Origin of the sequence: Gordonibacter massiliensis (ex Traore et al. 2017) (genome assembly GCF_019731765.1) — a bacterium.
GTDB classification, from domain to species: Bacteria; Actinomycetota; Coriobacteriia; order Coriobacteriales; family Eggerthellaceae; genus Gordonibacter; species Gordonibacter massiliensis.
In genome coordinates this window covers 103925-128491 of sequence record NZ_JAASIO010000003.1, presented here as the reverse complement: position 1 = coordinate 128491, position 24567 = coordinate 103925, and the positions used below count along the sequence as shown (strand labels likewise).

19 protein-coding genes are annotated in these 24567 nt (G+C 65.8%); 8 read left to right on the top strand and 11 right to left on the bottom strand.

The features are described 5' to 3' along the window. Positions 1 to 25 precede the first annotated feature (25 nt). Entirely contained in the window at positions 26 to 1855 is a 1830-nt protein-coding gene (locus tag HCH03_RS05695) for a putative bifunctional diguanylate cyclase/phosphodiesterase (RefSeq protein WP_221688710.1), read from the bottom strand. Between the two features lie 140 nt (positions 1856 to 1995). Here HCH03_RS05695 and HCH03_RS05690 point away from each other — a divergent pair, with 140 nt between their 5' ends. Next, positions 1996 to 3285 (top strand): L-cysteine desulfidase family protein, encoded by a 1290-nt coding sequence (locus HCH03_RS05690; protein ID WP_221688709.1) that lies wholly within the window; start codon positions 1996 to 1998, stop codon positions 3283 to 3285. A 511-nt stretch (positions 3286 to 3796) separates the two neighbouring features. Here HCH03_RS05690 and HCH03_RS05685 read toward each other — a convergent pair. Together HCH03_RS05685 and HCH03_RS05680 are read right to left on the bottom strand one after the other, a co-directional pair. After that, entirely contained in the window at positions 3797 to 5050 is a 1254-nt protein-coding gene (locus tag HCH03_RS05685) for a putative ABC transporter permease (RefSeq protein ID WP_221688708.1), read from the bottom strand. Positions 5051 to 5189: 139 nt separating this feature from the next. Beyond that, positions 5190 to 5384: a hypothetical protein gene (locus HCH03_RS05680; RefSeq protein WP_185904463.1), complete on the bottom strand. Its 195-nt coding sequence runs from the start codon at positions 5382 to 5384 to the stop codon at positions 5190 to 5192. Between the two features lie 316 nt (positions 5385 to 5700). On the opposite strand from HCH03_RS05680, the gene HCH03_RS05675 reads away from it, so the two are divergent. Next, the gene (locus HCH03_RS05675; protein ID WP_221688707.1) at positions 5701 to 6720 is read left to right on the top strand and encodes a hypothetical protein; all 1020 of its coding nucleotides are present in this window, start codon (positions 5701 to 5703) and stop codon (positions 6718 to 6720) included. Between the two features lie 307 nt (positions 6721 to 7027). On the opposite strand, the gene HCH03_RS05670 is transcribed toward HCH03_RS05675, so the two are convergent. Further along, on the bottom strand, positions 7028 to 7822 hold the full coding sequence (locus HCH03_RS05670; RefSeq protein WP_185904465.1) for a 4Fe-4S dicluster domain-containing protein: 795 nt from the start codon (positions 7820 to 7822) through the stop codon (positions 7028 to 7030). Positions 7823 to 8082: 260 nt separating this feature from the next. Here HCH03_RS05670 and HCH03_RS05665 point away from each other — a divergent pair, with 260 nt between their 5' ends. Together HCH03_RS05665 and HCH03_RS05660 are read left to right on the top strand one after the other, a co-directional pair. Further along, on the top strand, positions 8083 to 8763 hold the full coding sequence (locus HCH03_RS05665; RefSeq protein WP_221688706.1) for a DNA-3-methyladenine glycosylase family protein: 681 nt from the start codon (positions 8083 to 8085) through the stop codon (positions 8761 to 8763). A gap of 889 nt (positions 8764 to 9652) precedes the next feature. Next, positions 9653 to 10447, top strand: a complete 795-nt coding sequence (locus HCH03_RS05660; protein ID WP_080143870.1) for a ZIP family metal transporter — start codon at positions 9653 to 9655, stop codon at positions 10445 to 10447. A gap of 210 nt (positions 10448 to 10657) precedes the next feature. Here HCH03_RS05660 and HCH03_RS05655 read toward each other — a convergent pair whose 3' ends face one another. Next, positions 10658 to 10822 (bottom strand): hypothetical protein, encoded by a 165-nt coding sequence (locus HCH03_RS05655; protein ID WP_221688705.1) that lies wholly within the window; start codon positions 10820 to 10822, stop codon positions 10658 to 10660. 350 nt (positions 10823 to 11172) lie between these two features. On the opposite strand from HCH03_RS05655, the gene HCH03_RS05650 reads away from it, so the two are divergent. Then, a complete protein-coding gene (locus HCH03_RS05650) occupies positions 11173 to 12348 on the top strand; it encodes an iron-containing alcohol dehydrogenase (RefSeq protein ID WP_221688704.1) in 1176 nt (391 codons plus the stop codon). Between the two features lie 361 nt (positions 12349 to 12709). Here HCH03_RS05650 and HCH03_RS05645 read toward each other — a convergent pair whose 3' ends face one another. The 6 genes from HCH03_RS05645 to HCH03_RS05620 form a co-directional block, all read right to left on the bottom strand. After that, a complete protein-coding gene (locus tag HCH03_RS05645; protein WP_080143868.1) occupies positions 12710 to 13399 on the bottom strand; it encodes an LrgB family protein in 690 nt (229 codons plus the stop codon). Positions 13400 to 13402: 3 nt separating this feature from the next. Beyond that, positions 13403 to 13906 carry a CidA/LrgA family protein gene (locus tag HCH03_RS05640; protein ID WP_368041263.1) on the bottom strand — a complete coding sequence of 168 codons (504 nt, stop codon included), beginning with the start codon at positions 13904 to 13906 and terminating at the stop codon, positions 13403 to 13405. 250 nt (positions 13907 to 14156) lie between these two features. Then, the gene (locus tag HCH03_RS05635; RefSeq protein WP_080143866.1) at positions 14157 to 14528 is read right to left on the bottom strand and encodes a phage holin family protein; all 372 of its coding nucleotides are present in this window, start codon (positions 14526 to 14528) and stop codon (positions 14157 to 14159) included. Positions 14529 to 14602: 74 nt separating this feature from the next. Next, positions 14603 to 16846, bottom strand: coding sequence for a bifunctional metallophosphatase/5'-nucleotidase (locus HCH03_RS05630; RefSeq protein ID WP_221688703.1), 2244 nt, complete (start codon positions 16844 to 16846; stop codon positions 14603 to 14605). A 179-nt stretch (positions 16847 to 17025) separates the two neighbouring features. After that, positions 17026 to 18492 carry a basic amino acid/polyamine antiporter gene (locus HCH03_RS05625; protein WP_246599719.1) on the bottom strand — a complete coding sequence of 489 codons (1467 nt, stop codon included), beginning with the start codon at positions 18490 to 18492 and terminating at the stop codon, positions 17026 to 17028. A gap of 323 nt (positions 18493 to 18815) precedes the next feature. Further along, positions 18816 to 19592, bottom strand: a complete 777-nt coding sequence (locus HCH03_RS05620) for a dimethylarginine dimethylaminohydrolase family protein (RefSeq protein ID WP_185904470.1) — start codon at positions 19590 to 19592, stop codon at positions 18816 to 18818. 363 nt (positions 19593 to 19955) lie between these two features. Between HCH03_RS05620 and HCH03_RS05615 the strand changes: the two genes are divergently transcribed. The 3 genes from HCH03_RS05615 to HCH03_RS05605 are packed head-to-tail and all read left to right on the top strand — an operon-like array spanning position 19956 to position 24503. Continuing rightward, on the top strand, positions 19956 to 20606 hold the full coding sequence (locus HCH03_RS05615) for a GntR family transcriptional regulator (protein ID WP_080143862.1): 651 nt from the start codon (positions 19956 to 19958) through the stop codon (positions 20604 to 20606). After that, complete coding sequence (gene rlmD, locus HCH03_RS05610; protein WP_221688702.1) at positions 20584 to 21894, top strand: 23S rRNA (uracil(1939)-C(5))-methyltransferase RlmD; 1311 nt, start codon at positions 20584 to 20586, stop codon at positions 21892 to 21894. The genes HCH03_RS05615 and rlmD overlap by 23 nt, the downstream gene beginning before the upstream one ends. Positions 21895 to 21896: 2 nt before the next feature. Next, positions 21897 to 24503: a bifunctional diguanylate cyclase/phosphodiesterase gene (locus HCH03_RS05605; protein WP_221688701.1), complete on the top strand. Its 2607-nt coding sequence runs from the start codon at positions 21897 to 21899 to the stop codon at positions 24501 to 24503. Positions 24504 to 24567 lie beyond the last annotated feature (64 nt).

The following is a 24567-nucleotide window of genomic DNA, read 5'->3' as shown; positions in this document are numbered from 1 at the left end:
TCTGCATCGAAGGTTTAGCGTGGATTCAGAGGCTCTCGGAACCGCTGTCCGGAATATCGTAAAGCTTGCGGAACTCGCGTTCCGGCAAGGGCTTGGAGAACACGAACCCTTGGGCGATAGGGCAGCCCAGCTCGCGCAGCATGGCGATCTGGCCCTCGGTTTCCACGCCTTCGCAAACGATGGTCAGCCCCAGGTCGCGCGCCATGTCGATCACGCCCTTGAGCACCGAGCGCGAGCGTTCGGCGTCCGTGTTCTCGGCCAGGAAGCCCCGGTCGATCTTCAGCACGTCGATGGGAAGCTTGCGCAGCAGGTTGAGCGACGAGTAGCCGGTGCCGAAGTCGTCCATGGCCAAGCGGAACCCCAGGGCCTTGAGCATCTCGAGTTTGGCGATGACCGCGTCTTCGTCCATGACGAACGCGCTCTCGGTGATCTCGATCTCGATGGCTTCGTGGGGAACGCCGGCCCCGTCCACCACGCGCAGGAGGCGTTCGACGAAGCCGTCCCGCAGGATGGTGACGCGGGAGAAGTTCACGGACACGACAAGCGCCTCGCCCGAGGAGGCGGGGGTCATCGGGTAGCTTTGGCAGACGCGCTTGAGCATGTAGAAGTCCAGCTGGACGATGAAGCCGTTCTTCTCGAACAGGGGGATGAACGAATTGGGCGGCAGGAAGCCCAATTCGGGCGATTCCCAACGCACGAGCGCCTCCGCGCCTGCGAGCGAGCCGTTCGCCAGGCGGTTCTTCGGCTGCAGGTACAGCGCGAACTCGCGGTTCGCCAGCGCGTGGTCCTCGTGCCGCTCGATGCGGTTCTTGAGGTCGACGGCGTCGCGGAACGCTTGGTCGTAGCGCGCTATGCCCCCTTCGGCGGGCGCCTCCTTCATCACGGCGATGGCGTCGCTCACGAGAAGCGGAATGCTGTCGCTGGCCTGTTCGACCTCGCGCACGCCGCAGCCGAGCGAAAGCACGCCGTTGAAATGCAGGTCGGGAGCGGAGCGCAGCTTCTCCTCCAGGTGCTCGTACAGCTTCTCGATGCGCTGGGGCTCGTTGCGCAAGAGCAGCACGAAGTGGTCCGCGTTGCCGTGGGCGGCCACTTCGTCGCGCTTGCACGCGTTGTCCAGCAGGCGCGCCAGCGTGATGATGAGCCGGTCGCCGGCATCGTAGCCGTAGGTTTCGTTGATGTAGCGGAAGTTCGAGATGTTCGTGTACGCCACGAGGTACGTGCCTCCGGCGGAGCCGGACACGAGCTGCTGCGCCTGCTCCTCGAAGGCGAGCATGTTCTTGCGCTTGGTGAGCGTATCGGTGAAGTAGGCCGTTTTGAGCTTTGAGATGCGATCGTTGCGCATGAAAAGCATGATGGTCGCGGCGGCCAGGAACAGCACGGTGCAGATGGCGCCCATCCACAGAAAGTCGTGCTCGGCGCGCTGCTGGGCGGATAGCACCATCTCGTCGGCGAGGGTGAAGTGCGTCTCGCTCAGTTCGAGAAGACGGCTCACCGACCCCTCGCCGCGATCGAGGGCGTCGATCTCGTCCTCGATGAGCTTCCACTGGTTGGACACGGCCGTAAGCTTGTCCATGAACTCGTGGGTTTCGGGCCCTTTGTACGGGCGGTTCTGCTCGTTGGCGGTCAGCTTTTCCAGAAGCGAGGACACGCGTTGCTCGGTGGACGGGGCCGACTTGCCGGCCACTTCCATCTTCACCACCCGCTGCGTGCCGCCGCGCACGACGCCCGAGTCGTTGATGATGCCGGCGAAGTCGCGCACCTGCGACAGCGTGAAGATAAGGATGGCGGCACCCAGCACCCAGAAGGCGATGACGACGAGCCCCTTACCCCATGTGCCCCGCTTGCGCAAGCTCATCTCCTTGTTTTCGCTGGCTGAGCGCTATGGTTCCCTATTATAGCCTCGGCTTTCATGGTTGCCGGTGGCAATTTGCGCGAGGGGCGCCGCCATCGTCCGCGTGCTATCATGGGGTTACGGATTTGCGAGGAAGGCGGAGCATGGATCGGACCGACGAGCGCTACGGCGCCTATGTTTCCATATTGGAGGAAGAGCTCATCGCCGCTATGGGCTGCACCGAGCCCATAGCCATCGCTTTGGCGGCGGCGCGTGCGCGCGAGTTGCTGGGCGCCGAGCCCGCCCGCGTGCACGTTGAGGCGAGCGGCAGCATCATCAAGAACGCGAAAAGCGTGGTCGTGCCGCATACGGGGGGCCTCAAGGGCATCGAGGCGGCCGCGGCAGCCGGCATCGTGGCCGGGAAGCCCGAGCGCAAGCTGGAGGTGATAGCCGAGGTGGGGCCTGACGAGGTGCGCGCCATCGCGGGCTATCTTGAGCGCGTGCCCATCGAGGTGGCGCGCACGGACGACGCGGTGGACTTCGACGTGGTCGTGCGGGTGTCCGACGCCTCCGACGCCCGCACGGCGCTCGTGCGCATAGCCGACTACCACACGAACATCGTGCGCGAAGAGCTTGACGGCGAAGTGCTGCACGAGGCGCCCCTGGCCTCCGAGGCCGGCACCGCCGAGGGGCTTACGGATCGCAGCGTGCTCGACATGGCCGGCATCTGGGACTTCGCCATGACCGTCGACTTGGAGGACGTGCGGGAGCTGCTCGATAGGCAGATCGCCTGCAACGGCGCCGTGGCCGAGGAGGGTCTGGCGGGCGACTGGGGCGCGAACATCGGCAGCGTGATGCTGGGCGCCTACGGCGACGACGTGAAGGTGCGCGCCTGCGCGATGGCCGCGGCGGCGTCCGACGCGCGCATGAGCGGCTGCGAGCTGCCCGTGGTCATCAACTCCGGCAGCGGCAACCAGGGCATCACCGTGTCGGTGCCGCTCATCGTGTACGCGCGGGAGCTGGGGTCGTCCGACGAGCGGCTGCGCCGCGCGCTCGTGCTGTCCAACCTGGTGGCCATCCATCAGAAGACGGGCATCGGGCGCCTGTCGGCGTTCTGCGGCGCGGTGTGCGCGGGCGCGGCGGCGGGTGCCGGCATCGCGTATTTGGACGGCGGCGGCTACAAGGACGCCTGCCACGCCGTGGTGAACGCGCTCTCCATCGTGGCCGGCATGGTGTGCGACGGCGCGAAGCCCTCGTGCGCCGGCAAGATCGCGTTCTCGGTGAACGCGGGCATCTTAGGCTACGTCATGTACCGTGACGGCCAGCAGTTCTACGGCGGCGACGGCATCGTGAAGAAGGGCGTGGAGAACACCATCGACAGCATCGCCCGCCTCGGCCGCGACGGCATGCGCGCCACGAACGACGAGATCATCCGCATCATGCTGGGCTCGTAGGAAGCCGGAGAGGCAAGGAACGGAATTTGCCGGCTCCAGGCTGTCATCCTGAGCGGAGGCGGCGCGAGCCGCCGGAGTCGAAGGATCCCGTGCGGCGACAGCAGGAGGCGCCTTCGGCTGACGCCGCGCGGGTGTGCAAGGGACAAATCTTCGAGCGATATTTCCCTGCAACGGCAACTTTTCCGCAACGGTAATCTTCCTGTGGCTCCGTAGGGGCGCTCTCTAGAGCGCCCGTTCGCGCGAAGCGCGAAAACGCGGCCCATGGTTGTTTTTCCGGCTTCGCCGGAACGGGCGCTCTGGAGAGCGCCCCTACGGAGGTTCACGGACATGCGGCCTCTTCCCTTGCCGGATGCGCGACCTCCTATTGAGCAAATTTGCTCAATAGGAGCGCAAATTTGCTCAATAGGCGAGTACGTTCGATTAATAGGAGGTATACGACCTCGCCGACGCGCCCTTCCTCACCGTGCGCCGGCGTCCCTTTTGCCCGGCGCACGGAGCCCCTTCTTTCCCCCTAGTTCGCGCGGGTGGCGCGGTCGGGGTCGATGCTCATGCTTTGGAAGCGTTCCTTCATGAAGTCGTTGTCGTAGTGCTCGTTGCAGAACTCCGCGATGGCGCTGTCGGGGGCTTTCCCCGCCTCGCGGCCGTACCAGCAGTCGAGCGCCACCAGCGTCATCACGCCGTCGGCTATCATGAGCACGGCGGCCACGGTGGTGAGGGCGTAGCGCCAGTTCCACGGTATGAGGTTCACCAGCTTCAGCATCCACGGCAGGCACAGCTTGATCCACACCACGCCCAAGATACCCCACATGGCCATGAACATGCCGTTCGTGCGCCCGTCGATGGACAGGAACGTGCCCGTGTAATCCCAGGCCACGATGCCGAACGCGTACTGCATGAACCAACTCACCGCGTACTCGAACGCCCCGCCGATAACGGCGCTCACCAGGAAGATGAGGATGACGTTCTTGTCGTGGAAGCGGTTGAGCGCCATGGTCATGAGCACGGCACCGAACCCGTAGATGGGGGAGAACGGCCCGTACAGCATGCCCGCGCGGTCCTCGTAATGCCCGGGATCCACCACGAGCACGTGGTAGACCGACTCGATGACCAGGCCCAGCACGCAGCACACCACGAATATCCAGAAGATGTTGAAGAAGTTGAGCGCGATGTAGCCCTTGCCCGTCTCGTCGCGCCCGAGCGTTCCGTCCTCGGCGTCCTCGCGCACCTCCATGTCGCGCAGCTTGCGCTGCAGCTCGCGCTCTTCGGAAAGCGACGGGTCAAGGTAGCTGGTCAGCACCACGAGGAACACGAGGAAGGCGGCGAAGAAGATCACCGTGCCGTCCAGGCCGAACAGCATGATGTCGCACAGGATGCCGGCCACCATGAAGCCGGTGAGCGCTTCGGCGGTTTGGGCGGCGTGGCGGCGCTTGTCGCGCAACAGGCGGATGCCGAACACGACGAACATGACGGTGAGCACGGCCAAGATGGCCAGCAGTGCGAAGAACAGCACGGTGGAGGCCGTGGAGTCGCCGGCGAACTCGCCTTCGCGGAAGGCGAACACCATAACCACGATCACGAACCCGATCATGGGCAGGATGGCGACGCCCGCGACGATGCACAGGATGGCGAACACTTTGAGCGGCAGGGGTATCTTGCGCTTCAAGGCCGAGGCCGCTTCGTTCTCCTTGGCCGTCAGCGCCTCTATCTCGCTTTCGAGCTTCTCATCCGCTTGGGCGTCGTGCTGCGCGTCGCGGTGGTTCCGCATGGGTCGGCCCCTCTCCTGCCCGGTGCCCGCGCCCCTCGGCGCAGACCGTGTTCAGTTGCAGGCACCCACGATACCACAAGCCGCCCTATCGGAACGTTTCGAACGTATGTTGTCACCTGCACCGCGAAAACGGAGCCGCTCAGCGCCCGTACGGGTCCCATCCGCCGGGAGGAGCAACCTTCTCGGCTTGGACCACGGCAGACGCGTATTGGATGCGCGCAACGAGATCGTGTTCCGTCACCGACACGTCTTCGTAGCCGCTTTGGGCGCGGAAGAGGGCGTAGACGGTCTCTTCAAGTTTTTCGATGGTTGCGGTTGTCTCGCGGTCGTGCATAGGTGATCCCTCGGTCCTCGCCGATACCCCAGGGGGCGTCGGCGCGTCGTGTGCTGGAGATTCCAGTATAACCGAAACGTAATGTGAGGAATACATCAAGACGCTTATAGCGGTCGGACGGCGGCGGGTCGTCGAGCACGGGTTGGCGGAAGCAGGGCCCGCGTCGGTTTGCCTTCCGGTGATAGGAGCGCAACGGTTGCGTCACGCCCGTCGCACGGCGGCCGAGGGGGCGGCGGGCGAGACGATAATGCTGCGGATACGAACCTATCCGCGGGCGCCGTTGCCGCTGCGCTCGCGAGCGAGGAAAGGAACCGCCATGCCTGCATCGATCCATCCCGAGTTGAAACTGAATATCGTGCTCGACGAAGAAAGCTTCCAAGGCGACGCCGACGCCGAGATCGAGCGCCGCTTCACGGTTGTGGCCCCCACCGAGGTGCGCCGCGCCGAGAAGGGGTCGCAGCGTGCGAACGTCATCGAGTTCGACGTGGGCGTGAACGCGGTGGACGACCAGGACGACCCGCTGTGGGAAGGGGCGCTCACCACCTGGCTTGACGAGGAGTTCGCGGAAACGTCGGCCCTGGTGGCGCGCGAGAACGACGCACGCCGCAACAACGGCGAGTGCGCGCTGCCGTTCACGTGGGCGGAAGTGCGGTTCGGCACGGGCCCGGCCATCGCCGTGCGCATGGTGGAGTCGGCCATTCCGGCGGCCGCCGCAGGCTACGTGGGAAGGGCCCGCACCCTGCTGCGGGAGGGAGCGCTGGGTGCCGACCCCATAGCGGCCATCCGCATTCCCGCGTGCGCGAGCATCGCCGCGCAGCGCGAGGACGCCGGCAGCGCGCCCGCCGAAGGTGTCGTGGGCGCGAAGGCGGCCGAACGCGCGATCGGCCGGGAAGAGCGCGGCTCGTCCTCGGCGTCCGACGTCATAGCCGCTGTGACGGAGGCCGCCGGCATCGACGACGAGGCGCAGGGCGGTTGGGCCGCAGCCGATCCCGACGCCGAGAACGCTTGGGAAGGCTCGGCGCGCGAGACCGAGCAGCCCACCCGTGCCGAGCTCGACGACGCCCTGGCCGAGGCCGAAGCGGCCCTGCGCCGCGGCGACGACCCGACCGACGCGACGAACGGCGATCGCGACGGGGCGGCCGATGCCGGGAGCGTTTCGGAGGGCGCGCCGACGAGCGGCGATGCCGGGGCGGAAGTCGACACGTCGGGCGAAGACTGCGCGCTTAGCTCCGAAGACGTGCCGGATTCGCTCGACTACCGCATTTGGAACGTGGCCTACGTCGACGGCACGTCGGTGCGCTTCGACTCGGTGCTGGGCGAGGCGATTCTGGATTAATGAGAGCGTCGTTGCCTCGTAGGGGCGGCCTGTTGGCCGCCCGGGGAGGCGACCGCGTGGTCGGAACGAGCATGGGGCTGTATCAAAAGTTGTCAAAGCGCTCGTTCGCGTTGACCATTCCGAAGGTTAAGGGCGCTGCCCTTGCCGCTCGACAAGCAACGCTTCCGCGGGTAGACGGCAAGGGCAGAGCCCTTGCCCTGCACGATAAGCGAAAACGACGCTTTTGATACAGCCGCATCGATTTCCTTTGCCCGGTGCGAAGGGTTGCGGATGCCGGTCCGCCGCACCCCTTCGCCTCGTCCGTTTGCTACAGGAACAGCTCGGGCTCCTTGCGCGCCATGCAGTTGCCTTCCAGCATGGCCACGATGGCTGCGGCCTGTTCGCCTTCGAAGCGCTTGGCGCCTTCGGGGCAGCCTTTGACGCAGGCGTTGCACTGCAGGCAGCCCGCTTCCACCTGCGTAGGATCGTCGGCGTCGATGATGCCCATGGGGCAGAGCTTCACGCATATGCCGCAGGACGTGCAGGCGTCCGTCGTGACAGGGCGCACGTCGGCGTCGGGCATGCCGTCGCGATAGGGGCGATTGCCCTTGATGGCCGGCGTCTCGCTCGCTCCCTGCTCGATGAGAGAGGCCACGTCGTGGCCGAACTGGGCGGCCACGGCCAGGTCGTCGGCATCGGGGCGGCCGGCGCCCACGCGCGGGGCCATGGAGTGCTCGCCGATGAACGCGCCGGCGGCGATGACCTTGAAGCCGCGTTCGTTCAGCAGGTCGGCGGCTTCCAGAAGCGCGTCGTCGTAGTCGCGGTTGCCGTACACGCCCACCACCACGGCCTTCGCGCCGTCGCCTTCGAACTGGTCGATGCAGTCCATGAGCACGGTGGGAACGCGCCCGCCGTACACGGGGAAAGCGAACAGGAACACGTCGCCCGCCTGGCCGCCGGCACGCACGGGGCGGCTGTTCGGCTTCGTCAGATTGATGGAGATGCTGGTGAGGTCGCGGTCGGCCGCGATGGCGTCGGCGACGGCGTAGGCGATGGTCTGGGTGGCCTTCGTCGGGCTGAAATACACGTTGTAGATGGAGTTCCGCACCGGATGGTCTTTCATGGTTTCCCCCTTTTCCGTGAACGTCGGCGCGCGCGAGGCCCGCCATTTTGCTGAGTCGATGGTACCCCTTTCGGTTGCGTCTGGCTACGGTCGGCTTGTTCCGCAGCGAGGATGTTGCCGACCGCTCGGCGACCACATGCGGTTACGTGCGAGCGCGCGAACGTCGATTTCCTGTGCGTCGACTCGCACCTTGTGTTCGGGTGCCCACCCCGCAGCGGTGCGGCTATACTGGATGGAGAGGCCACGGCGGAAGGACACCGATGGGAGAGCCGCAGTATTTCCCCTACGACGAGCAGGCGATAGCCCACCTGAAGGCGCGCGACGCGCGCCTGTCCGAGGCCATCGACATCATCGGCCCCGTTCGCCGCGAGGTGACGCCGGACTTGTTCGCGTCGCTCGTGAACTGCATCGTGGGCCAGCAGATATCCACGAAGGCGCAGGTCACGATCTGGAAGCGTATGACCGATACGTTCGGCGACGTCACGCCTGAGGTCATCGCCGCCTGTTCAGACGACGAGCTGCAGCGGTTCGGGCTGTCGTTTCGGAAGGTGGGCTATATCAAAGGCAGCGCCGAGCGCGTGCTGTCGGGCGAGCTGGATTTGGAGGGTTTGGCCGATCTGCCCGACGACGAGGTGTGCCATCGACTCTCGGCGCTTCCGGGCATCGGCGTGTGGACGGCCGAGATGCTCATGACGTTCTCGATGCAGCGGCCCGACATCATGAGCTACGGCGACCTGGCCATCCAGCGCGGCTTGCGCATGCTGCATCACCATCGCCGCATCACGCCCCAGCTGTTTGCGAAGTACCGGCGCCGCTACGCGCCGTACGGTTCCGTGGCGAGCCTTTATCTGTGGGAGATCGCGGGTGGCGCCGTCCCCGGCCTGCGGGACTGGGCGCCGAAGAATGCGAAGGGCTCTCGAAGCACGCGAAAGAAGGGATGAGCGCGGTTTTCGAAGGGCGTGGGAGGTTAAACGTACTGTTGACGACGGTAACGGTTTCGTTGCTCACGTGCACAAAAGGGGCAAAAGGGGTTCAGTTTGCTTGGCAAAGGGCCTATAATCCACCATGTCCGACAGTAGAGAACAAAACCGCAATGATAAACGAAAAGACTATCTTCGCCAAGTTACAGTCTCGTGATATTGCGTAGCCGCTCTGCGGCAGGGCTTGTGGGTGAACTAAGGATACGCCAAGCACGCTGTCGGCATTCCTTTCGATGAGGCCGGGGCATCCCCCCGGCCTCATTGCGTGCTGGGGCGGTGCACTCTAAAGTAGGGGCGATAGGCCGAGAAGCGCGTTCGGGGACAAAATCGGGACTTATGGTTGATCTTGCGTGCGCAGGGACAGGGCGTTGCGGCAAAAAGCCTGATGGCGGGAAGCGGCTCTCTCGTTTCTCGCGGTCGGATCGACCAGGGCTATGATTTTTGTCCATGACTTCTATGGTTATAAAAAAGCGATTGAAATCGGGCGCTTCGCGGTCGTCCTGTAGGGGAGGGGCCTGACCCGCCCGCTCGAGCTGCGAAGCTGCGTATTGTCGAACGGACAGCCCGGGCCCGCCTCTGCGAAGGGCGTTCTTCGGTGGGTTTCGATGCGGACGTCCCTTCGCGCGCTTGCGCCGTGCACCATGAAAGGCGCCCCCGACCTTCCGGGCTGCCCGTGCGTATCGGCGCCCTGCAACCTCGGCGCGTGCAGAGCGGCTCGGTAACGCCGACCGAATAAGGGCGGATGAACCGAACGAAAAGGCTTACACTTTGAGCTTCAGTAAAGATGACGTGCCGGCTGCCCCCTTCTTGAGGTGCGGTCGGCGACGAGCGATACGATAGGAGGGCGCACATGCAAACCGCGCTTCTCTGGGCCGCGGCGGGCACCGGGTTCACGTTCTTGATGACGACGCTGGGTTCGGCGTCGGTGTTTCTGTTCCGCAAGCGCAACAGCATGGCCATTCAACGGGCGTTTCTGGGGTTCGCGGCGGGCGTTATGATAGCCGCGTCGGTGTGGTCGCTGCTCATCCCCGCCATCGAGCGGGCCGAGGAGGCGGGCCAGGTTGGCTGGATACCCGCGGCGGGCGGGTTCGTGATAGGCGTGGTGTTCCTCATGGTGCTGCACCAGCTGCTGCCGCATCTGCATCCGGGCGAGAAGGATCCCGAAGGGCTGCCCAGCAAGTGGGATCGCCCCACGTTGCTGTTCACGGCGGTCACGCTGCACAACATCCCCGAGGGCATGAGCGTGGGCCTGCTGTTCGCCATCGCGTCCCAGAACGGGGGCGATCCGGCCATGTTCGGCATGGCGGTGGCGCTGGCCATAGGCATCGGCATCCAGAACATCCCCGAGGGCGCGGCCGTGGCGCTGCCTATGCTGCAGGAGGGCATGAGCTCGCCGAAGGCGTTCGCGCTGGGAACGCTGTCGGGCTTGGCCGAGCCGGTGTTCGGCATCTTGGTGGTGCTGTTCGCAGGGCTCATCTCGCCGTACATGCCGTGGATGCTGGCGTTCTCGGCCGGCGCCATGATGTACGTGGTGGTGGAGGAGCTCATTCCCGAGGCGCACCTGGGCGAGCACTCCAACGTGGGCACGCTCGGCGTTATGGCGGGGTTCTTGGTCATGATGATTCTGGACGTGGCTTTGGGGTAATTGGTTCTTTTCGACCTGCGGGGCGGGGACGATGAGGGTGCTGTCTTGCCTCGGCCATCCCCGGTAACGCGAAGGCTGCATGAAAGGGTACATGTCCGAAATAAGTGGCACTTAGCGGTTACGTTTGAGAGGTGAGTTTGCTATAATGCAGGCGAGCTGCAGGGAGCGGTAACTCCCCACGGCACTCGGGTCGTCTCGGCGGTTCGGATGTTATGCGCTGTGCCCCGGTTCGTCTTCGTCAGACGACCGGGGCTTATCTATCGACACGAGCTTCAGCAGAAGCTCGGCCGCCCCGAGCAGCACGCCCAACAACGCAACGTGCAGCCCGAGAACCTGCAAGATCGCTCCGGTAAGGGCAAGCAGCGTATCATCCATAGAGGGTCACCCCCCTTCCAAAATCGGAAATGGGTGTGAGGGGTGTCGGTCCTCTCCGCCTGGACGAATCCGTGCGTCTATCCTACCTCCGCAACCTTGCACGCCGACCGTAATCCAACCGTCGCCCGGCCGCGCGGATCTTGCGCGATCCTTGCCTGTTCGCCGCCTCGACCTTGCGCGGATTCCGCGCGCCAGCCGCCTCGACCTTCCGCGCTCGCCGCCTGTTTCCAACACGGTTCCAACCGATTGCCGACATCGGCCTCTTTCGGCAGGCGCGCATCGTGCGAGCGCGGGGGAGCGGTATACTGGATGACCAACGGAAACGGCTTTTGCGGAAAGGACTGGCTGCCATGGAGAACTTCGAGTTCGTATCGCCGACGCATTTCGTGTTCGGGCGCGGGGCGGAAGAGCAGGTTGGCGAGAAACTGGCCGAGCGCGGGGCGCGCAAGGCGCTCATCCACTACGGCGGCCAAAGCGCGGTGAAAAGCGGGCTCGTCGACCGCGTGAAGGCGGCGCTCGACGAGGCGGGCATCGAGCACGTGGAGCTGGGCGGCGTGCGGCCGAACCCGGAGATCGGCTTGGCGCGCGAGGGCATCGCGCTCTGCAAGGAGCACGGCGTCGACTGGGTGCTCGCCGTGGGCGGCGGATCGGTGATCGACTCGGCGAAGGCAATCGCCGTGGGCGCGCACTACGACGGCGACGTGTGGGACTTCTTCGAGACGAAGCGGCTCACCGACGACGTGCTGCCCATCGCCGTGGTGCTCACCATACCGGCCGCCGGCAGCGAGGCGTCGAAGAACACCGTGGTGAGCAACGACGAGCTGCAGCTGAAGACGGGCTACGCGAACAACGCGCAGCGCCCGAAGCTGGCGTTCATGAACCCCGAGCTCACGTTCACGCTGCCGGAGTACCAGACGGCCGCCGGCCTCACCGACATGTTCTGCCACCTGCTGGAGCGCTTCTTCGACGACGTGGGCGCCGTGCCCGTCACGGACAACCTGTGCCTATCGCTCATGAAGACGGTGCGCGCCGAGGCGCCGCGCGTCATGGTGGAGCCCGACAACTACGACGCCCGCGCGAACGTCATGTGGGCGGGTATGCTGTGCCACCAGGGCCTTGCCGGCGTCGGCCGTCACGAAGACTGGGCCACGCACGGTTTGGAGCACGAGCTGAGCGCGCTGAACCCGGCTATCACGCACGGCGCCGGTCTGGCCGTGATGTTCCCGGCGTGGATGGAGTACGTGTACGCCGAGAACCCGGCGCGCTTCGCCTTCTACGGCCGCGAGGTGTTCGGCCTGGCACCCACGGGCGACCTCGAGGCCGACGCGCTTTCGGCCATCGACGAGACGCGCGGCTTCTTCGCCTCGCTCGGCATGCCCGTGACGCTCGACGAGTTGGACGTGCGTGAAGAGGACATTGAGAAGCTCATCCCCACGCTCAAGGAGAACAAGGGCGAGCCCTTCGGCAGCTTCATGAAGCTCACCATGGACGACGCGCGCGAGATCTACCGCATTGCGCTGGCCTAACGGCCAGCGCAATCGCCGACGCTGCGAGGCCCCCTCGCACCCGATCTTCGCACGATCCCGCGGACTCGCGTACCAAAGTACGCGTCGCCCGCGCGATCCCGCGAATCTCGGGCACGAGGGGGCCTCTCGCTGACTTACTACGCCAACCTGCGCGGTCGTTATGCGGCCTGCGGCCGCATGGGGCGGGTCGCTTCGCTTCCGCGCGGTCCACCTGAGAGCTCGTTATGCGGCCTGCGGCCGCATGGCAGGCTTCGCTGCGCTGGCCTGCCGGGTTGACCTGCGAGCTCGTTTTCGCGCTTCGCGCGAACGGGCGCTCTGGAGAGCGCCCCTACGGGCCGTCTGCGCGCGTGCGGGCTCTGCGCTACAGAAAGCAGCTCGCCACGATGACGATGGCGGTGGTGAGCAGGCCGGACACGGCTATCGACACGCCGCTCATGGCGCCTTCCAGCTCGCCCATCTCGAGCGCCTTCGTCGTGCCCACGGCATGGGCGCAGGTGCCGATGGCCACGCCTTTCGCCACGCCGTCGCGCACGCGGAACAGGCGCGCCATCATCGGCGCGGTGATGGCGCCCAGGATGCCCGTGACGATGACGGCGGCCACGGTGATGGACGTGATGCCGCCCACTTGCTGCGACACGGCGATGGCGATGGGCGTGGTCACCGACTTCGGGATGAACGACAGCGCGAGCGCATCGTCCAGCCCCAGTAGCTTGCATAGCGCGTAAGCGCTGGTCATCGACACGATCGAGCCCATAAGGCACCCGGCGAAGATGGGCACGAAGTGGGTTTTGAGCATCTGGCGCTGCTGGTACACCGAATACGCCAGCGCCACGGTGGCGGGACCCAGCAGAAACGAGATCACCTGCACGCTCTGCTCGTAGGACTCCAGCGGGATGCGCAGCGCGCTCAGGGCGGCGATGATGCACGCAACCGTGACCAGCAGCGGATTGAGCAGCGGCGACTTCACCTTCTCGTACAGCAGCACCGACAGCTTGAACGCGGCGAACGACACGAGCGTGCCGAACGCCAGCGTGAGGACGATCGAGAGCATGCCCTATCCCTCCTCGTCGGCCGTCGCGGGCTCCACGCCGGCCGCGCCCCGACGCGCCATGAGGCGCGACACGGCGACGACCGTGTACGACGTGGCCAAGAACACCAGCACCGTCGTGACCGCGCACACGAGCGCGAACTTCAGCACGTTGCCCTCCAAAAGCGAGAAGCACCCCATGATGGCCACGCCGGCGGGAATGAAGAACAGCGACATGTTGTCCAAAAGGCAGGTGCAGGCGCGTCCGACGTGCTTCCCTTTGAGCAGGCCCGTTCCCAACAGCACGAGCAGCAGCACCATGCCCACGATGTTGCCCGGCAGCGAGATGGGCAGCACCGCGGCCAGCGCGCAGCCGGCCGCGTACACGGCCACGACGACGGCGAGCTGCACGAGCAGGATGCCCGCGCGCTTGCCCGCATGCACCGCCCTTTTCCGTTTCGAAGTCGAAGGTTCGGCGGGCGCGGGCATGCGCTCCTCGCCCCCGCAGACGGGCTCGGTCGATTGTTCCACGATGGGTTTTCCTTACCTGTTTGGCGGATCGAAGGCGGCCGGGCGCTCGCGCAGGGTGCCCGGCCGCCTTCGATCGAGGCGTTTTTCTCGCGTTCCATTGTAAGGCGGAACGCACGCTGCGCCATGGAGGTTTTCTGGAGATACGCGAACGGCCCCGCTGCAACCGCGGCGCGATGAGCGTCGGGTGCGGCGGGGCCGCTGAAGCCCGTCTGCCGGCGAAGGGCCGGCGGACGCGAAAACCGAGGGTCCTTTAATCCTTGTTGCCCACCAGCGCGTTCATGAGACCCGACACGATGCTGATGACGATGGACGCCACGAAGGCGCTGCCGAACGTGGCGATGTCGATGCCCACTTGGAAGATGCCGTTGGCCAGCCATGCGGCCACGTAGAGCATGAGCGTGTTCACCACTAGGTAGAAGATACCCAGCGTGATGACGGTGATAGGCAGGCTCAGCAGCTGCATGAGGGGTTTCACGCTGATGTTGATGAGCGAGAGGATCAAGCCGTAGAGGGCGATGGCCGCCCATGCCTCCGTGCCGCCCACGATGTCGATGCCCGGCACGATCCACACGGCGACGCCGAAGGCGATGGCGGTCACGAGCCAGCGGATGATGAATTTCACGGACGCGCTCCTTTCACGAGTCACGCCACTATACCATTTCGAGGCGAAACGTCCTAGGCTCGGTCAGGCGATCGTTACCCGCGCACGCCCTGCTTCCGCTTCTCGCCGCGTCGCGCAATGCGTGCCGCTCCCAGCGCGCAGGCCAATGCGGAGAGCGCGACAGCCGAGGCGGTTGCCGACGCGGTCGTGGCGTCGTCTCCGGTTTTGGCGAGGACGTCCCCGCCGGTGGCGCCCCCGCCGGTCGAGTCGGGGCCGTTCTTGACGACGATGCGCCCTTGCCCGTTCGGGTTGGCGTACGCGGCGCCGATCGCGCCGTTCAAGTCGTTCGTGATGAAGTCGATGAGCGCTTCGTTGTCCAATCCGAGCAAGGTCACGACATCGCTCTTGAGCATGGTCATGCCGTCGCCTCCCTGTTCAAGGTAGTAGGTGTGCGATGCGACGCGGTACGTCTTGCTCACGTCGAGCGGACGTCCGCCCACGGTCACGTTCTGCACGCGGTACGGGCCGTCCACGCGCACGAAGTTGCTGGTGGCGTCCGTGACGACCGAAGAGGGGATGTCGGTGCGGATGGTGTAGCTTATGCCCGATACCTGCAGGAACCCGCCCAGCGGGTCGGGGTACATGCGGGCGCCCATCTCCAGCGCATCGAGCAGATCCTGGCCGCGCACCTCGGCCACGCACAGCTGGTTGTTGTAGGGTTGCACGTCGATGAGGTTTCCGTAGGTCACGTCGCCCGCTTCGACGTCGGCGCGGATGCCCCCGCCGTTCACGAAGGCGGCGTCGACCTGCAGGCCGCCGCGCACGGCGGACGCGTAGTAGGCGTCCGCCACGAAATCGCCCAGGTTGGTTTCCTGCGCGCGCACGGCCCACTGCTTGTCGGGGTAGAGCGCCATCAGGCGGTAGTCCGACGTGCCTATCTTCTTGTCGGTTATCGCCTTGATCTTCGCGTCGAGCTCGTTGACGTATTCCAGCATGTCCGGGTCTTGTTTGGGCCATGAGTCCACGAGCTTTCCTTCGATGCTGCCGGTTGCGGTCGGCGCCTGCTCGTTGGAGGCCGTTTCGAGGACGTTCGCGCCTGCTTCGGACGCCGGTGCGGCGAGGCTGTTGGAAGCGGCGCCGGGCTCGGTTGCGCCGGGCGATGCGTCCCCGGTGTTCTCGCCGGTTGCGGCGGTGCTTTCCGGCCCGAGATCCTTTGCGCCTTGATCGGGGGCGCGTCCCTCATCGGTCGAATCGGGTTTGTCCGCGCTGTCGACGTGCGCATCGTCTGCGGCGGGGCGCACGTCGCCGTCCGCCGCGCGCATTCCGCCCACGTCGGTTTCCGCCGCGTCGTCGGCGTTCGCATCGCTGCCCAGTTCGGTGCCGTCGACCGCGTTCACGGCGGCGGCCGAGACGGCGCTCGTCGCAGGGTCGATGGTCAGCACGCCTATGTTCACGAGCTGCGTGCCGGTTTGCGCCAGGGGCACGTCCTTGCCGTCCTTGTTCTTCACGACCTGCTCGTACGCTTCGTGCGAGTGGCCGTCGATGAACGCGTCGATGCCCTGCGTGTTCGCCACCACCGTGTCGCTGCGCCAGCGTTCGGTGATGCCCTTCTGGCCCAGGTGCCCGATGGCCACCACGTAGTCGGCACCGGCGGCGCGCGCGGCGTCCACCGCGTTCTGCACGGCGGCGTAGAGCGCCTCGCCGGTCTCGTCTTGGCAGAACCCGTAGACGAAGTTGCCGTCTTGGTCCTTGAAGCTGGCGGGCGACGACTTCGTCAGCGTCTCGGGCGTGCAGATGCCCACGTAGGCCACCTCGACCTGGTTCGCACCGGTGCCGTATGTTCTGGTGAGGTAGCTGGGGAACACCGTCTTGCCCGTGCGAAGGTCCATGAAGTTGCAGGATATGTATTCCGCGTTCGCCCTGCCCACGAGCTTGTTGAACTGGTCCATGCCGTAGTCGAACTCGTGGTTGCCGGGGACGGCGATGTCGTAACCGGCTTGGTTCATGATGTCGATGAGGTACTCGCCCTTCGTGAGCGTGCCCATGGCCCTGCCCTGCACGGCGTCGCCCGCGTCCACGAGCGCCACGTTGTCGTTTCCGTACGTGCTCTTGGCGTCCTTCACGTAGGAAACCAGGCTCGCGTACCCCAGGTTCCCGTTCTTGGCGTCCTGGTCCACGGCGCAGTGCACGTCGTTGGTGTGCACGATGACGATGGGGGAGGGCGATCCTGCGTTCGCACCGTCGTCCGCATAAGCGCCGACGGGAACGCCGACCAGCGATGCCGCCAGGCTGAACGCGGCGAGTACGGCGAAGAACCTGCGGGTCATGTTTCTGCTCATGGGCGACCTTCGTTTCGGGAGCCGGGCCGTTCGCGCCGCGCCCCTCGCAGGGGCGGCCGCAGCGCGAACGCTGATGCCGCCCATTATACGATGGATGCCCCGGCGACGCGCCCCTCTTCCGCAACCGTTACCCGTTGCCGTTGCGAACGAACGGGAAAGCGGCATGGACGCCCGTCTCCTTAGAACACCGAGATGGTTCCCGTGGCCATGAGCGCGATGGACAATATCATGACGGCCACGATGACGGCGGCGATGATCTTGTCGGCCACATGGGGCAGTATCGGCTCGCCGCGTCCCTTCTGACCCACGACGTACACGATGATGCCCGGCGCGAACAGGATCGTGGTTATCATGATGCCCACAATTCCCGCCGCCCACACCAGGAACACCGTGTAGACGAAGCCGACAGTGCCCAAGACGCGCGCCTTCACAGCCTGATCGGGTTGCAGCGATTCGCGTTTCCAGGCGATCTTCATGTAGTACGCGGCCGAGCACACGTAGGGGATGAGGATGGTGGACACGGCGCATGCGTAGAAGAACTGGTACGTGGACGACGAGAACACCGACACGATGAGGAACAGCTGCGTGATGCCCGCCGAGATGAGCACGGTGACGATGGGCGCGCCGTTTTTGTTCGTGCGCGCGAACGCTTTGGGGAACACGCCTTGGCGGGCGGCCTCGAACGGCGTCTCGGCGGCGATGATCACGTAGCCCAGCATGGCGCCCAGAAGCGACAGCACCACGCCCAGGTTCACGATGCCCGCGCCCACGGGCCCGATGGCGTGTTCCAGGATGCCGGCCATGGACGGCGTGGCCAGCGCGGCCATCTGGGCGCGGGGCATGATGCCCATGCTCTCGATGGAGATGATCAGGTACAGCACGAACACGGCGGCGAAGCCGATGACGGTGGCGCGGCCCACGTCGCGTGCGTACTTCGCGCGGCCCGAGATGACCACGGCGCCCTCGATGCCGGTGAACACCCACACGAGCGCGATCATGGTGGACACCACCTGGGTCATGAAGTCGGGGCCTCCCGCCTCGCCCCAGAAGTTCTCCATGAAGATGGAGGGATCGAACTTGCCCAACAGCGCGATGGACAGCACGAACAGCGCGAGCGGCACCAGCTTCGCGATGGTCACCACCACGTTGATGCCGGCCGCCTCCTTCACGCCGCGGGCCACCAGCACCACGAGCACCCACAGGAAGATGGACGCGCACACGCACGACAGCAGGTTGTTGCCGCTCTCGAACGGGTGGAAGAAGTACCCGAGCGCCGAAAACAGCAGGATGGCGAACGACACGTTGGACAGGCAGGCGGAGATCCAGTAACCCCACGCCGAGTTGAACCCCACGTACTTGGTGAACCCGGCGGCCGCGTACGCGTAGATGCCGCCGGTGAGGTCGGGCCGGGCCTGGGACAGCCCGTTGAAGCACATCATGAGCGAAAACACGCCGACAAAGCAGATGGCCCAGCTCACCAGCACGGCGCCGGTGTTGGCGCCGCCGGCCGCCATGTCGCCGGCCAGGGCGAAGATGCCGCCGCAGATGCTCGCGGTGATCACCATCATGGTGAGGCGGAACAGGCTCAGGCCGTTCGGGTCGATGATCATGCCCTTGTCGGCGCTTTTCGAGACAGCACGAGACATGGCCCCTCCTTTCAAGGGGTTGCAGGATGTGCGGACGCAGAGCACGAAGGGTGCGAGCGTCGGAAAACGAAACGGCGCGCCGGGCAAGAGCCGCAGCGCGCCGTATGCGGCGATGGAATGGTGAGCGAGCGGAGTTCCCAGCCCGTCTGAGCGAGCCGAACTCCCAACCTGTCATCCTGAGCGAGCGGAGCGAGTCGAAGGATCCCGTGCGGCGTTAGCCGTGAGGCTTCCTGCTGTCGCCGCGCGGGATCCTTCGACTCCGCGCCTGGCGGCGCTCCGCTCAGGATGACAGGGTAGCAGCTTGGGCAGGGATGACAGAAGAGTTAGAAGCGGAGGCTCAGGCAGCTCAGGCCGCCGTCGAGCTTGCGGTACTCGGACGTGTCGACGGTCAGCGTCTCGTAGCCGGCGTCCTGCACGGCCTTGAGCACGGTGGGGTAGCCCTCGGGCACGATGACGGTGCCGTTCACCCAGATGCAGTTCGCGGCGTACGCCTCGTCCTCGGGGATCTCGATACGGTTGTACTGCTCGAAGTCGGGCTTCGTCACGAACTCGCCGGACACCAGCATGTTGCCGTCCTCCAGGTAGTTCACGCCCGTCTTCAGGTGCAGCACCTTCTCCAGCTTCACTTCGGAACCCTCGAGGCCCCAACCTTCCAGGATCTCGCAGAACTGGCGGATGCCCTCGGCGTTCGTGCGGGCGGACTGGCCCACGTAGAAGTGGTCGCCCACCATCATGACGTCGCCGCCGTCGAGCGTGCCGGGGCTCTCGATGTGCTTCACGTGCTCGTCGTCGAAGAACTGGCGCACGGCCGGCTCGATCTCGTCCTTCTCGCCGTTGCGGCTCGCGGCGCCCGGGTTCGTGATGATGGCGCCGCAGCGCGTGATGACCGCGGGATCCTCGACGAAGCAGGAGTCGGGGAACTGCTCGAGGGCGGGCAGGACGGTCACTTCGACGCCGCACTCCTTGAGGGCCGCGATGTAGTCGTCATGCTGCTTGAGAGCTTTCTCGTAATCGGGCTTGCCGAGTTCGGGCGCGGAGGTGATGCCCTCGACCATGGACTTGGCGGGGCGGCGGACGATGACGTTGGAGAACTTGGTCATAAGGCGATCCTTTCGTTGGAGGAGGAGCTCGTGGCTCGCTATGTCGCATATTGTATTCTGTATATTGTATACAATCAAGAGGAAACGGGAAGTTTTTCCAAATCGTGTAATAACAATAGGGCGGGTGCGGGTTGGTGACGGAACCCTGCGGTTGCGTGCGATCTCGCGCCTTACGCGTGTCGCTGCGGCATCGGCTTTCCGAAATGCCTACCGTGCCCCTCTGATAATGCCTTCCGCGGCACCCCGTCGCCGCACCGGCGCTCGTCGCGATACCCGCTGCGGTCGAGAGGCGCCCTCCTCGGACAGCGCAGGAGGCGATATGGTATATTGGTATACACGGAAACAGCTTGACAGGCGGACAGCATGACGAACGAGTTCCGGTCGCTCAAAGACCACGTGTACGACTACATCGCCGACCTCATCGACGGGGGCACGCTGGGCGACGACCATAAAATCAGCGAGCAGCAGATATGCGATGCGCTGGGCGTGAGCCGCACGCCGGTGCGCGAGGCGCTCATCCAGCTGGCCGCCGACGGCTATCTGGAGAACGTGCCGCGCAAGGGCTTCTACGTGAAGCGCGTGACGGAAGACAGCGCGCGCGAGATCGTGGAGGTCATAGCGCCCCTCGACGGCCGCGCGGCGCTGCTGGCCGTGGACGAGATGACCGACGACGACATCGCGCAGCTGCAGTTCCTGCACGGCTCCATGCAGCTCGCCATCGACAAGGGCCTGTACAAGAAGTACGACGACCTGCAGCGCGACTTCCACAACTGCTACGTGGAGAAGTGCGGCAACTCGCGCCTCATCGAGTTCGTCCACCAGCTCAACCGCTACTTCATGAAGCGCGAGTACGCCAACGTGGACGCCGCCGACCTCGACGCGCTGCTGCGCAAGGCCAACGACGAGCATGCCGAGATCGTGCGGCTGTTCGAGCAACGCGACGGTGCCGCGCTGCAACGCTATATCCGCGACGTGCACTGGAGCAGCGACAATGCGAAATTCCTCGTCTGGTAAGAAGCCCGACAACCGCGGCATCGACGGTGCGTCCACCTGCCCCCATGCCCAAGCGTGCGGCGCCTGCCAGCACGTGAACGAGCCCTATGCGGCTCAGCTCGCGCGCAAGGACGCGCGCGTGGCCGAGCTGTTCGGCGGCATCGACGGCGCCGAGCTGCGCCCCATCCTGGGCATGGACGATCCCTATCGTTACCGCAACAAAGTGGTCTCGCCCTACGCGCCGGGCAAGAAGCTTGCCGCCGCGGCACCCTCCGGCAAGGCTGCGAAGGGCAAGGGCTCCCGCGGCGACCGCGCCCGCGACGCGCGCGACCGCCGCGCGGCGGGCCGCCCGCGCCACGAGATACTCTGCGGCATGTACGCCGCCCATTCGCACCGCATCGTGCCCACCGACGAGTGCCTCGTGGAGAACGAGGAGGCCAAGCGCGTGATCCTGGCCATCCGCTCCCTCATGCCCCGCTTCGGCATGGAGCCCTACCGCGAGGACGCGGGCAGCGGGTTTCTGCGCCATGCGGTGGTGCGCGTGGGGCACACGAGCGGCGAGATGCTGGTCACGCTCGTGACGAACGGCCGGGAGTTCCCCGGTTCGCGCGCGTTCTGCCGCGAGCTCGTGAAGCGCTGCCCGGGCGTCACCACCATCGTGCAGAACGTGAACGAGCGCCAAACGAACGTGATCTTGGGCGAGCGCGAGCAGACGCTGTACGGCCCCGGCTTCATACTGGACCAGCTGTGCGGCTTGAGCTTCCGCATCTCGTCGCAGTCGTTCTACCAGGTGAACGCCGTGCAGACCGAGGTGCTGTACCGCCAGGCCGTGGAGCTGGCGGGTTTCACCGGCACCGAGCGCGCGGTGGACGCGTACTGCGGCACGGGCACCATCGGGCTCGTGGCCGCCAAACACGGCGCGGCGCAGGTCACGGGCGTGGACTCAGTGGCGTCGGCCGTCCGCGACGCGCGCGAGAACGCCCGGCACAACGGCGTGGAGAACGCGCGGTTCGTCGTGGACGACGCGGGCGCCTTCATGCGCAAGACGGCCGCCGAGGGGGAGCGGCCCGACGTGGTGCTCATGGACCCGCCCCGCGCCGGTTCGAGCGAGGAGTTCCTGGAATCGCTGGCGGCGTGCGCGCCCATGCGCGTGGTGTACATCTCCTGCAACCCGGAGACGCAGGCGCGCGACGTGCGGCACCTTGAGCGCCGCGGCTACCGCTTGCGGGTGCTGCAGCCGGTGGACATGTTCCCGCATACGGACCATATCGAAACGATCGCGCTTCTGCAGCGCGAGGGAGGGCGGTAGCCATGGACGAGAACGCGGAAAACGGCGCCGAACGCGCGGCGGCTTCGGACAACGTGCGGGCCGACGCCTACCGATTCGTGCTGGACACCGTGCTCGACGGCATGCGCGCGAACGTGTACGCGACCGATCCCGTCACCGACGAGATCCTGTACATGAACCGCACCATGCGGGAGGATTACGGGCTCGACCGGCCCGAAGGCGCCCTGTGCTGGCAGCTGCTGCAGCGCAACCTGGACCGTCGCTGCCCGTTCTGCCCGGTGGACAAGCTCAAGGCGTGCGGAGAGCCGGGCCGCGTGATCGAATGGGAGGAGACCAGCTCGAAAACGGGACGCGTGTACCGCAACAGCGACAGCCTCATCCGCTGGGTCGACGGCTCGCTCGCGCACCTCCAGCAGTCCGTGGACATCACGGACGTGAAGACGGCCGGCATCGACGAACTCACCGAGCTGCTCTCCCGCCGCATCGGCAAGGGCAGGCTGCAAGCGCGACTCAATCGCGCGGGCGACGAAGGCGACGTGTTCTGCGTGTGCCTGTTCGATATCAACCGCCTCAAGGAGATCAACGACACGTTCGGCCATGCCGAGGGCGACGTGGTGCTGCGCGCGGCCGCCGACGCGGTGCGCGGCCAGCTTTCGGGCGACGAGTTCGCCTTCCGCCTCTCGGGCGACGAGTTCGTGTGCGTGGTGGAGGGCGACGCCGCGGAGGCGCGCGGCAAGATGGAGCGCGCCGACGACCAGCTCTCGCATCGCGTGAAGAGCGATTTGCGGGAAACGGGCTTCTGCTTCGGCATCGTGGAAGTGCATCCCAGCGACAGGGTCGAGATCAACGACGTGCTCACGTTGGCCGACGAGCGCATGTACGAGCAGAAGCGGCGCCTGCACATCGGGCGCAGCGTGGCGCGGGCCGAAGAGGCCCTTGCGCGCCATGCCGCCCTGGCCGAGGAGGACGTGCGCGCGTTCGAGTTCGACAAGGACCTCCTGTACGACGCGCTGGTGGGCAGCACGGACGACTACCTGTACGTGTGCAACATGAAGACGGGCGTGTTCTGCTACCCGCAGCCCATGGTGGAGGAGTTCGGCCTGCCCTCGCAGGTGGTGGCCGACGCGGCCGCCGTGTGGGGCTCGCACGTGCACCCCGACGATTACCAGGCGTTCATGGAGTCGAACCAGGACATCGTCGACGGGCGGGCGATGCGCCACTGCGTGGAGTACCGCGCGCGCAACCGCGTGGGCGAGTGGGTGTGGCTGCGCTGCCGGGGCACGGTGGTGCCGGACGCGAACGGCGAGCCCTGCCTGTTCGCGGGCTTCATCGCCAACCTCGAGAAGAAGAACGAGGTGGACCCCCTCACCGGGTTGTTCAACAAGTTCGAGTTCGAGGACGCGGTGCGCCGCGCCTTGGAGACGCACGCCGACGAGCGCCTGGGCCTCATGGTGCTGGGCATCGACGACCTGCGCCATATCAACGACCGGTACGACCGGGGGTTCGGCGACGACGTCATACGCATCATCGCCCATCGCATCCAGAGCGCCCTCGTGGGACGCGCCCACGTGTACCGGCTGGACGGCGACGAGTTCGCCGTCGTGGCGCGCGGCGACGACGCCGCCTCCCTTCCCGACGTCTACCAAGCGCTGCACCAGGCGTTCCGACGCCAGCAAACGCACGAGGGCAAGAAGTTCTACTGCACGCTCTCGGCGGGATGCGCGCAGTATCCCGACGATGCGGAAACCTACGAGGACCTGGTGAAATTCGCGAACTACGCCCTCGAGTACGCCAAGAGCCACGGCAAGAAGCGGCGCGTGCCGTTCTCGCCGAGCATACTGGCCGAGCGCTCGCGCACGCTGGAGCTGGTGGAGCGTCTGCGCGACAGCATCGAGCACGATTTCAAGGGCTTCCGCCTGGTGTTCCAGCCGCAGGTGCACGCCGCCGACGGCAGCGTCATCGGCGCCGAGGCGCTGGCGCGCTGGAGCTGCGACGCCTGCGGCGAGGTGCCGCCGCTGGAGTTCATACCGCTTTTGGAGGAAAGCGGGCTCATCGTGCCGTTCGGCGCCTGGGTGCTGTACCGCGCCATGGAGACGGCTACGCAGTGGCGGGCGTACGATCCCGATTTCGTCATGAGCGTGAACCTGTCGTACCGCCAGCTGGACGAGGTGAAGCTCGTGCCCAGCATCGCCGAGGCGCTGTCGCTGACGGGCCTGCCTCCTGCGAACCTCGTGGTGGAGATGACGGAAAGCTGCTTCGCCAGCAGCGAAGAGGCGGCGCAGCGGCTGTTCGCCGGCGTGCGCGCGCTGGGGGTGCGCGTGGCCATGGACGACTTCGGCACCGGCTATGCGGCGCTGGGCATGCTCAAGCAGTCGCCGGCCGACATCGTGAAGATCGACCGCACGTTCGTGCGCGACATCCAGGACAGCACGTTCGACGCGACGTTCATCCGCTTCGTGGTGGAGCTGTGCCACGACGTGGGCATCCGCGTGTGCTTGGAGGGCGTCGAGGTGCCCGAGGAGTACGAGGCTGTGAGCGGCATGGGCTTGGATAGCATCCAGGGCTTCCTGTTCGGCCGTCCCTGCCCGCCCGAGGAGTTCGAGCAGAGGTTCCTGGCTAAAACCTTGTGAAATAGTGCGGCCGAAAGCTTGCCATTTCACGAAGGCGTGCTACTATAGGAAAAAACCTACTGAA

Excerpts from the sequence above, each read along its gene's own strand:
- HCH03_RS05695 (WP_221688710.1), bottom strand. The coding sequence starts at position 1,855 with ATGAGCTTGCGCAAGCGGGGCACATGGGGTAAGGGGCTCGTCGTCATC.
- HCH03_RS05690 (WP_221688709.1), top strand. The coding sequence starts at position 1,996 with ATGGATCGGACCGACGAGCGCTACGGCGCCTATGTTTCCATATTGGAG.
- HCH03_RS05685 (WP_221688708.1), bottom strand. The coding sequence starts at position 5,050 with ATGCGGAACCACCGCGACGCGCAGCACGACGCCCAAGCGGATGAGAAG.
- HCH03_RS05680 (WP_185904463.1), bottom strand. The coding sequence starts at position 5,384 with ATGCACGACCGCGAGACAACCGCAACCATCGAAAAACTTGAAGAGACC.
- HCH03_RS05675 (WP_221688707.1), top strand. The coding sequence starts at position 5,701 with ATGCCTGCATCGATCCATCCCGAGTTGAAACTGAATATCGTGCTCGAC.
- HCH03_RS05670 (WP_185904465.1), bottom strand. The coding sequence starts at position 7,822 with ATGAAAGACCATCCGGTGCGGAACTCCATCTACAACGTGTATTTCAGC.
- HCH03_RS05665 (WP_221688706.1), top strand. The coding sequence starts at position 8,083 with ATGGGAGAGCCGCAGTATTTCCCCTACGACGAGCAGGCGATAGCCCAC.
- HCH03_RS05660 (WP_080143870.1), top strand. The coding sequence starts at position 9,653 with ATGCAAACCGCGCTTCTCTGGGCCGCGGCGGGCACCGGGTTCACGTTC.
- HCH03_RS05655 (WP_221688705.1), bottom strand. The coding sequence starts at position 10,822 with ATGGATGATACGCTGCTTGCCCTTACCGGAGCGATCTTGCAGGTTCTC.
- HCH03_RS05650 (WP_221688704.1), top strand. The coding sequence starts at position 11,173 with ATGGAGAACTTCGAGTTCGTATCGCCGACGCATTTCGTGTTCGGGCGC.
- HCH03_RS05645 (WP_080143868.1), bottom strand. The coding sequence starts at position 13,399 with ATGCTCTCGATCGTCCTCACGCTGGCGTTCGGCACGCTCGTGTCGTTC.
- HCH03_RS05630 (WP_221688703.1), bottom strand. The coding sequence starts at position 16,846 with ATGAGCAGAAACATGACCCGCAGGTTCTTCGCCGTACTCGCCGCGTTC.
- HCH03_RS05625 (WP_246599719.1), bottom strand. The coding sequence starts at position 18,492 with ATGTCTCGTGCTGTCTCGAAAAGCGCCGACAAGGGCATGATCATCGAC.
- HCH03_RS05620 (WP_185904470.1), bottom strand. The coding sequence starts at position 19,592 with ATGACCAAGTTCTCCAACGTCATCGTCCGCCGCCCCGCCAAGTCCATG.
- HCH03_RS05615 (WP_080143862.1), top strand. The coding sequence starts at position 19,956 with ATGACGAACGAGTTCCGGTCGCTCAAAGACCACGTGTACGACTACATC.
- rlmD (WP_221688702.1), top strand. The coding sequence starts at position 20,584 with ATGCGAAATTCCTCGTCTGGTAAGAAGCCCGACAACCGCGGCATCGAC.
- HCH03_RS05605 (WP_221688701.1), top strand. The coding sequence starts at position 21,897 with ATGGACGAGAACGCGGAAAACGGCGCCGAACGCGCGGCGGCTTCGGAC.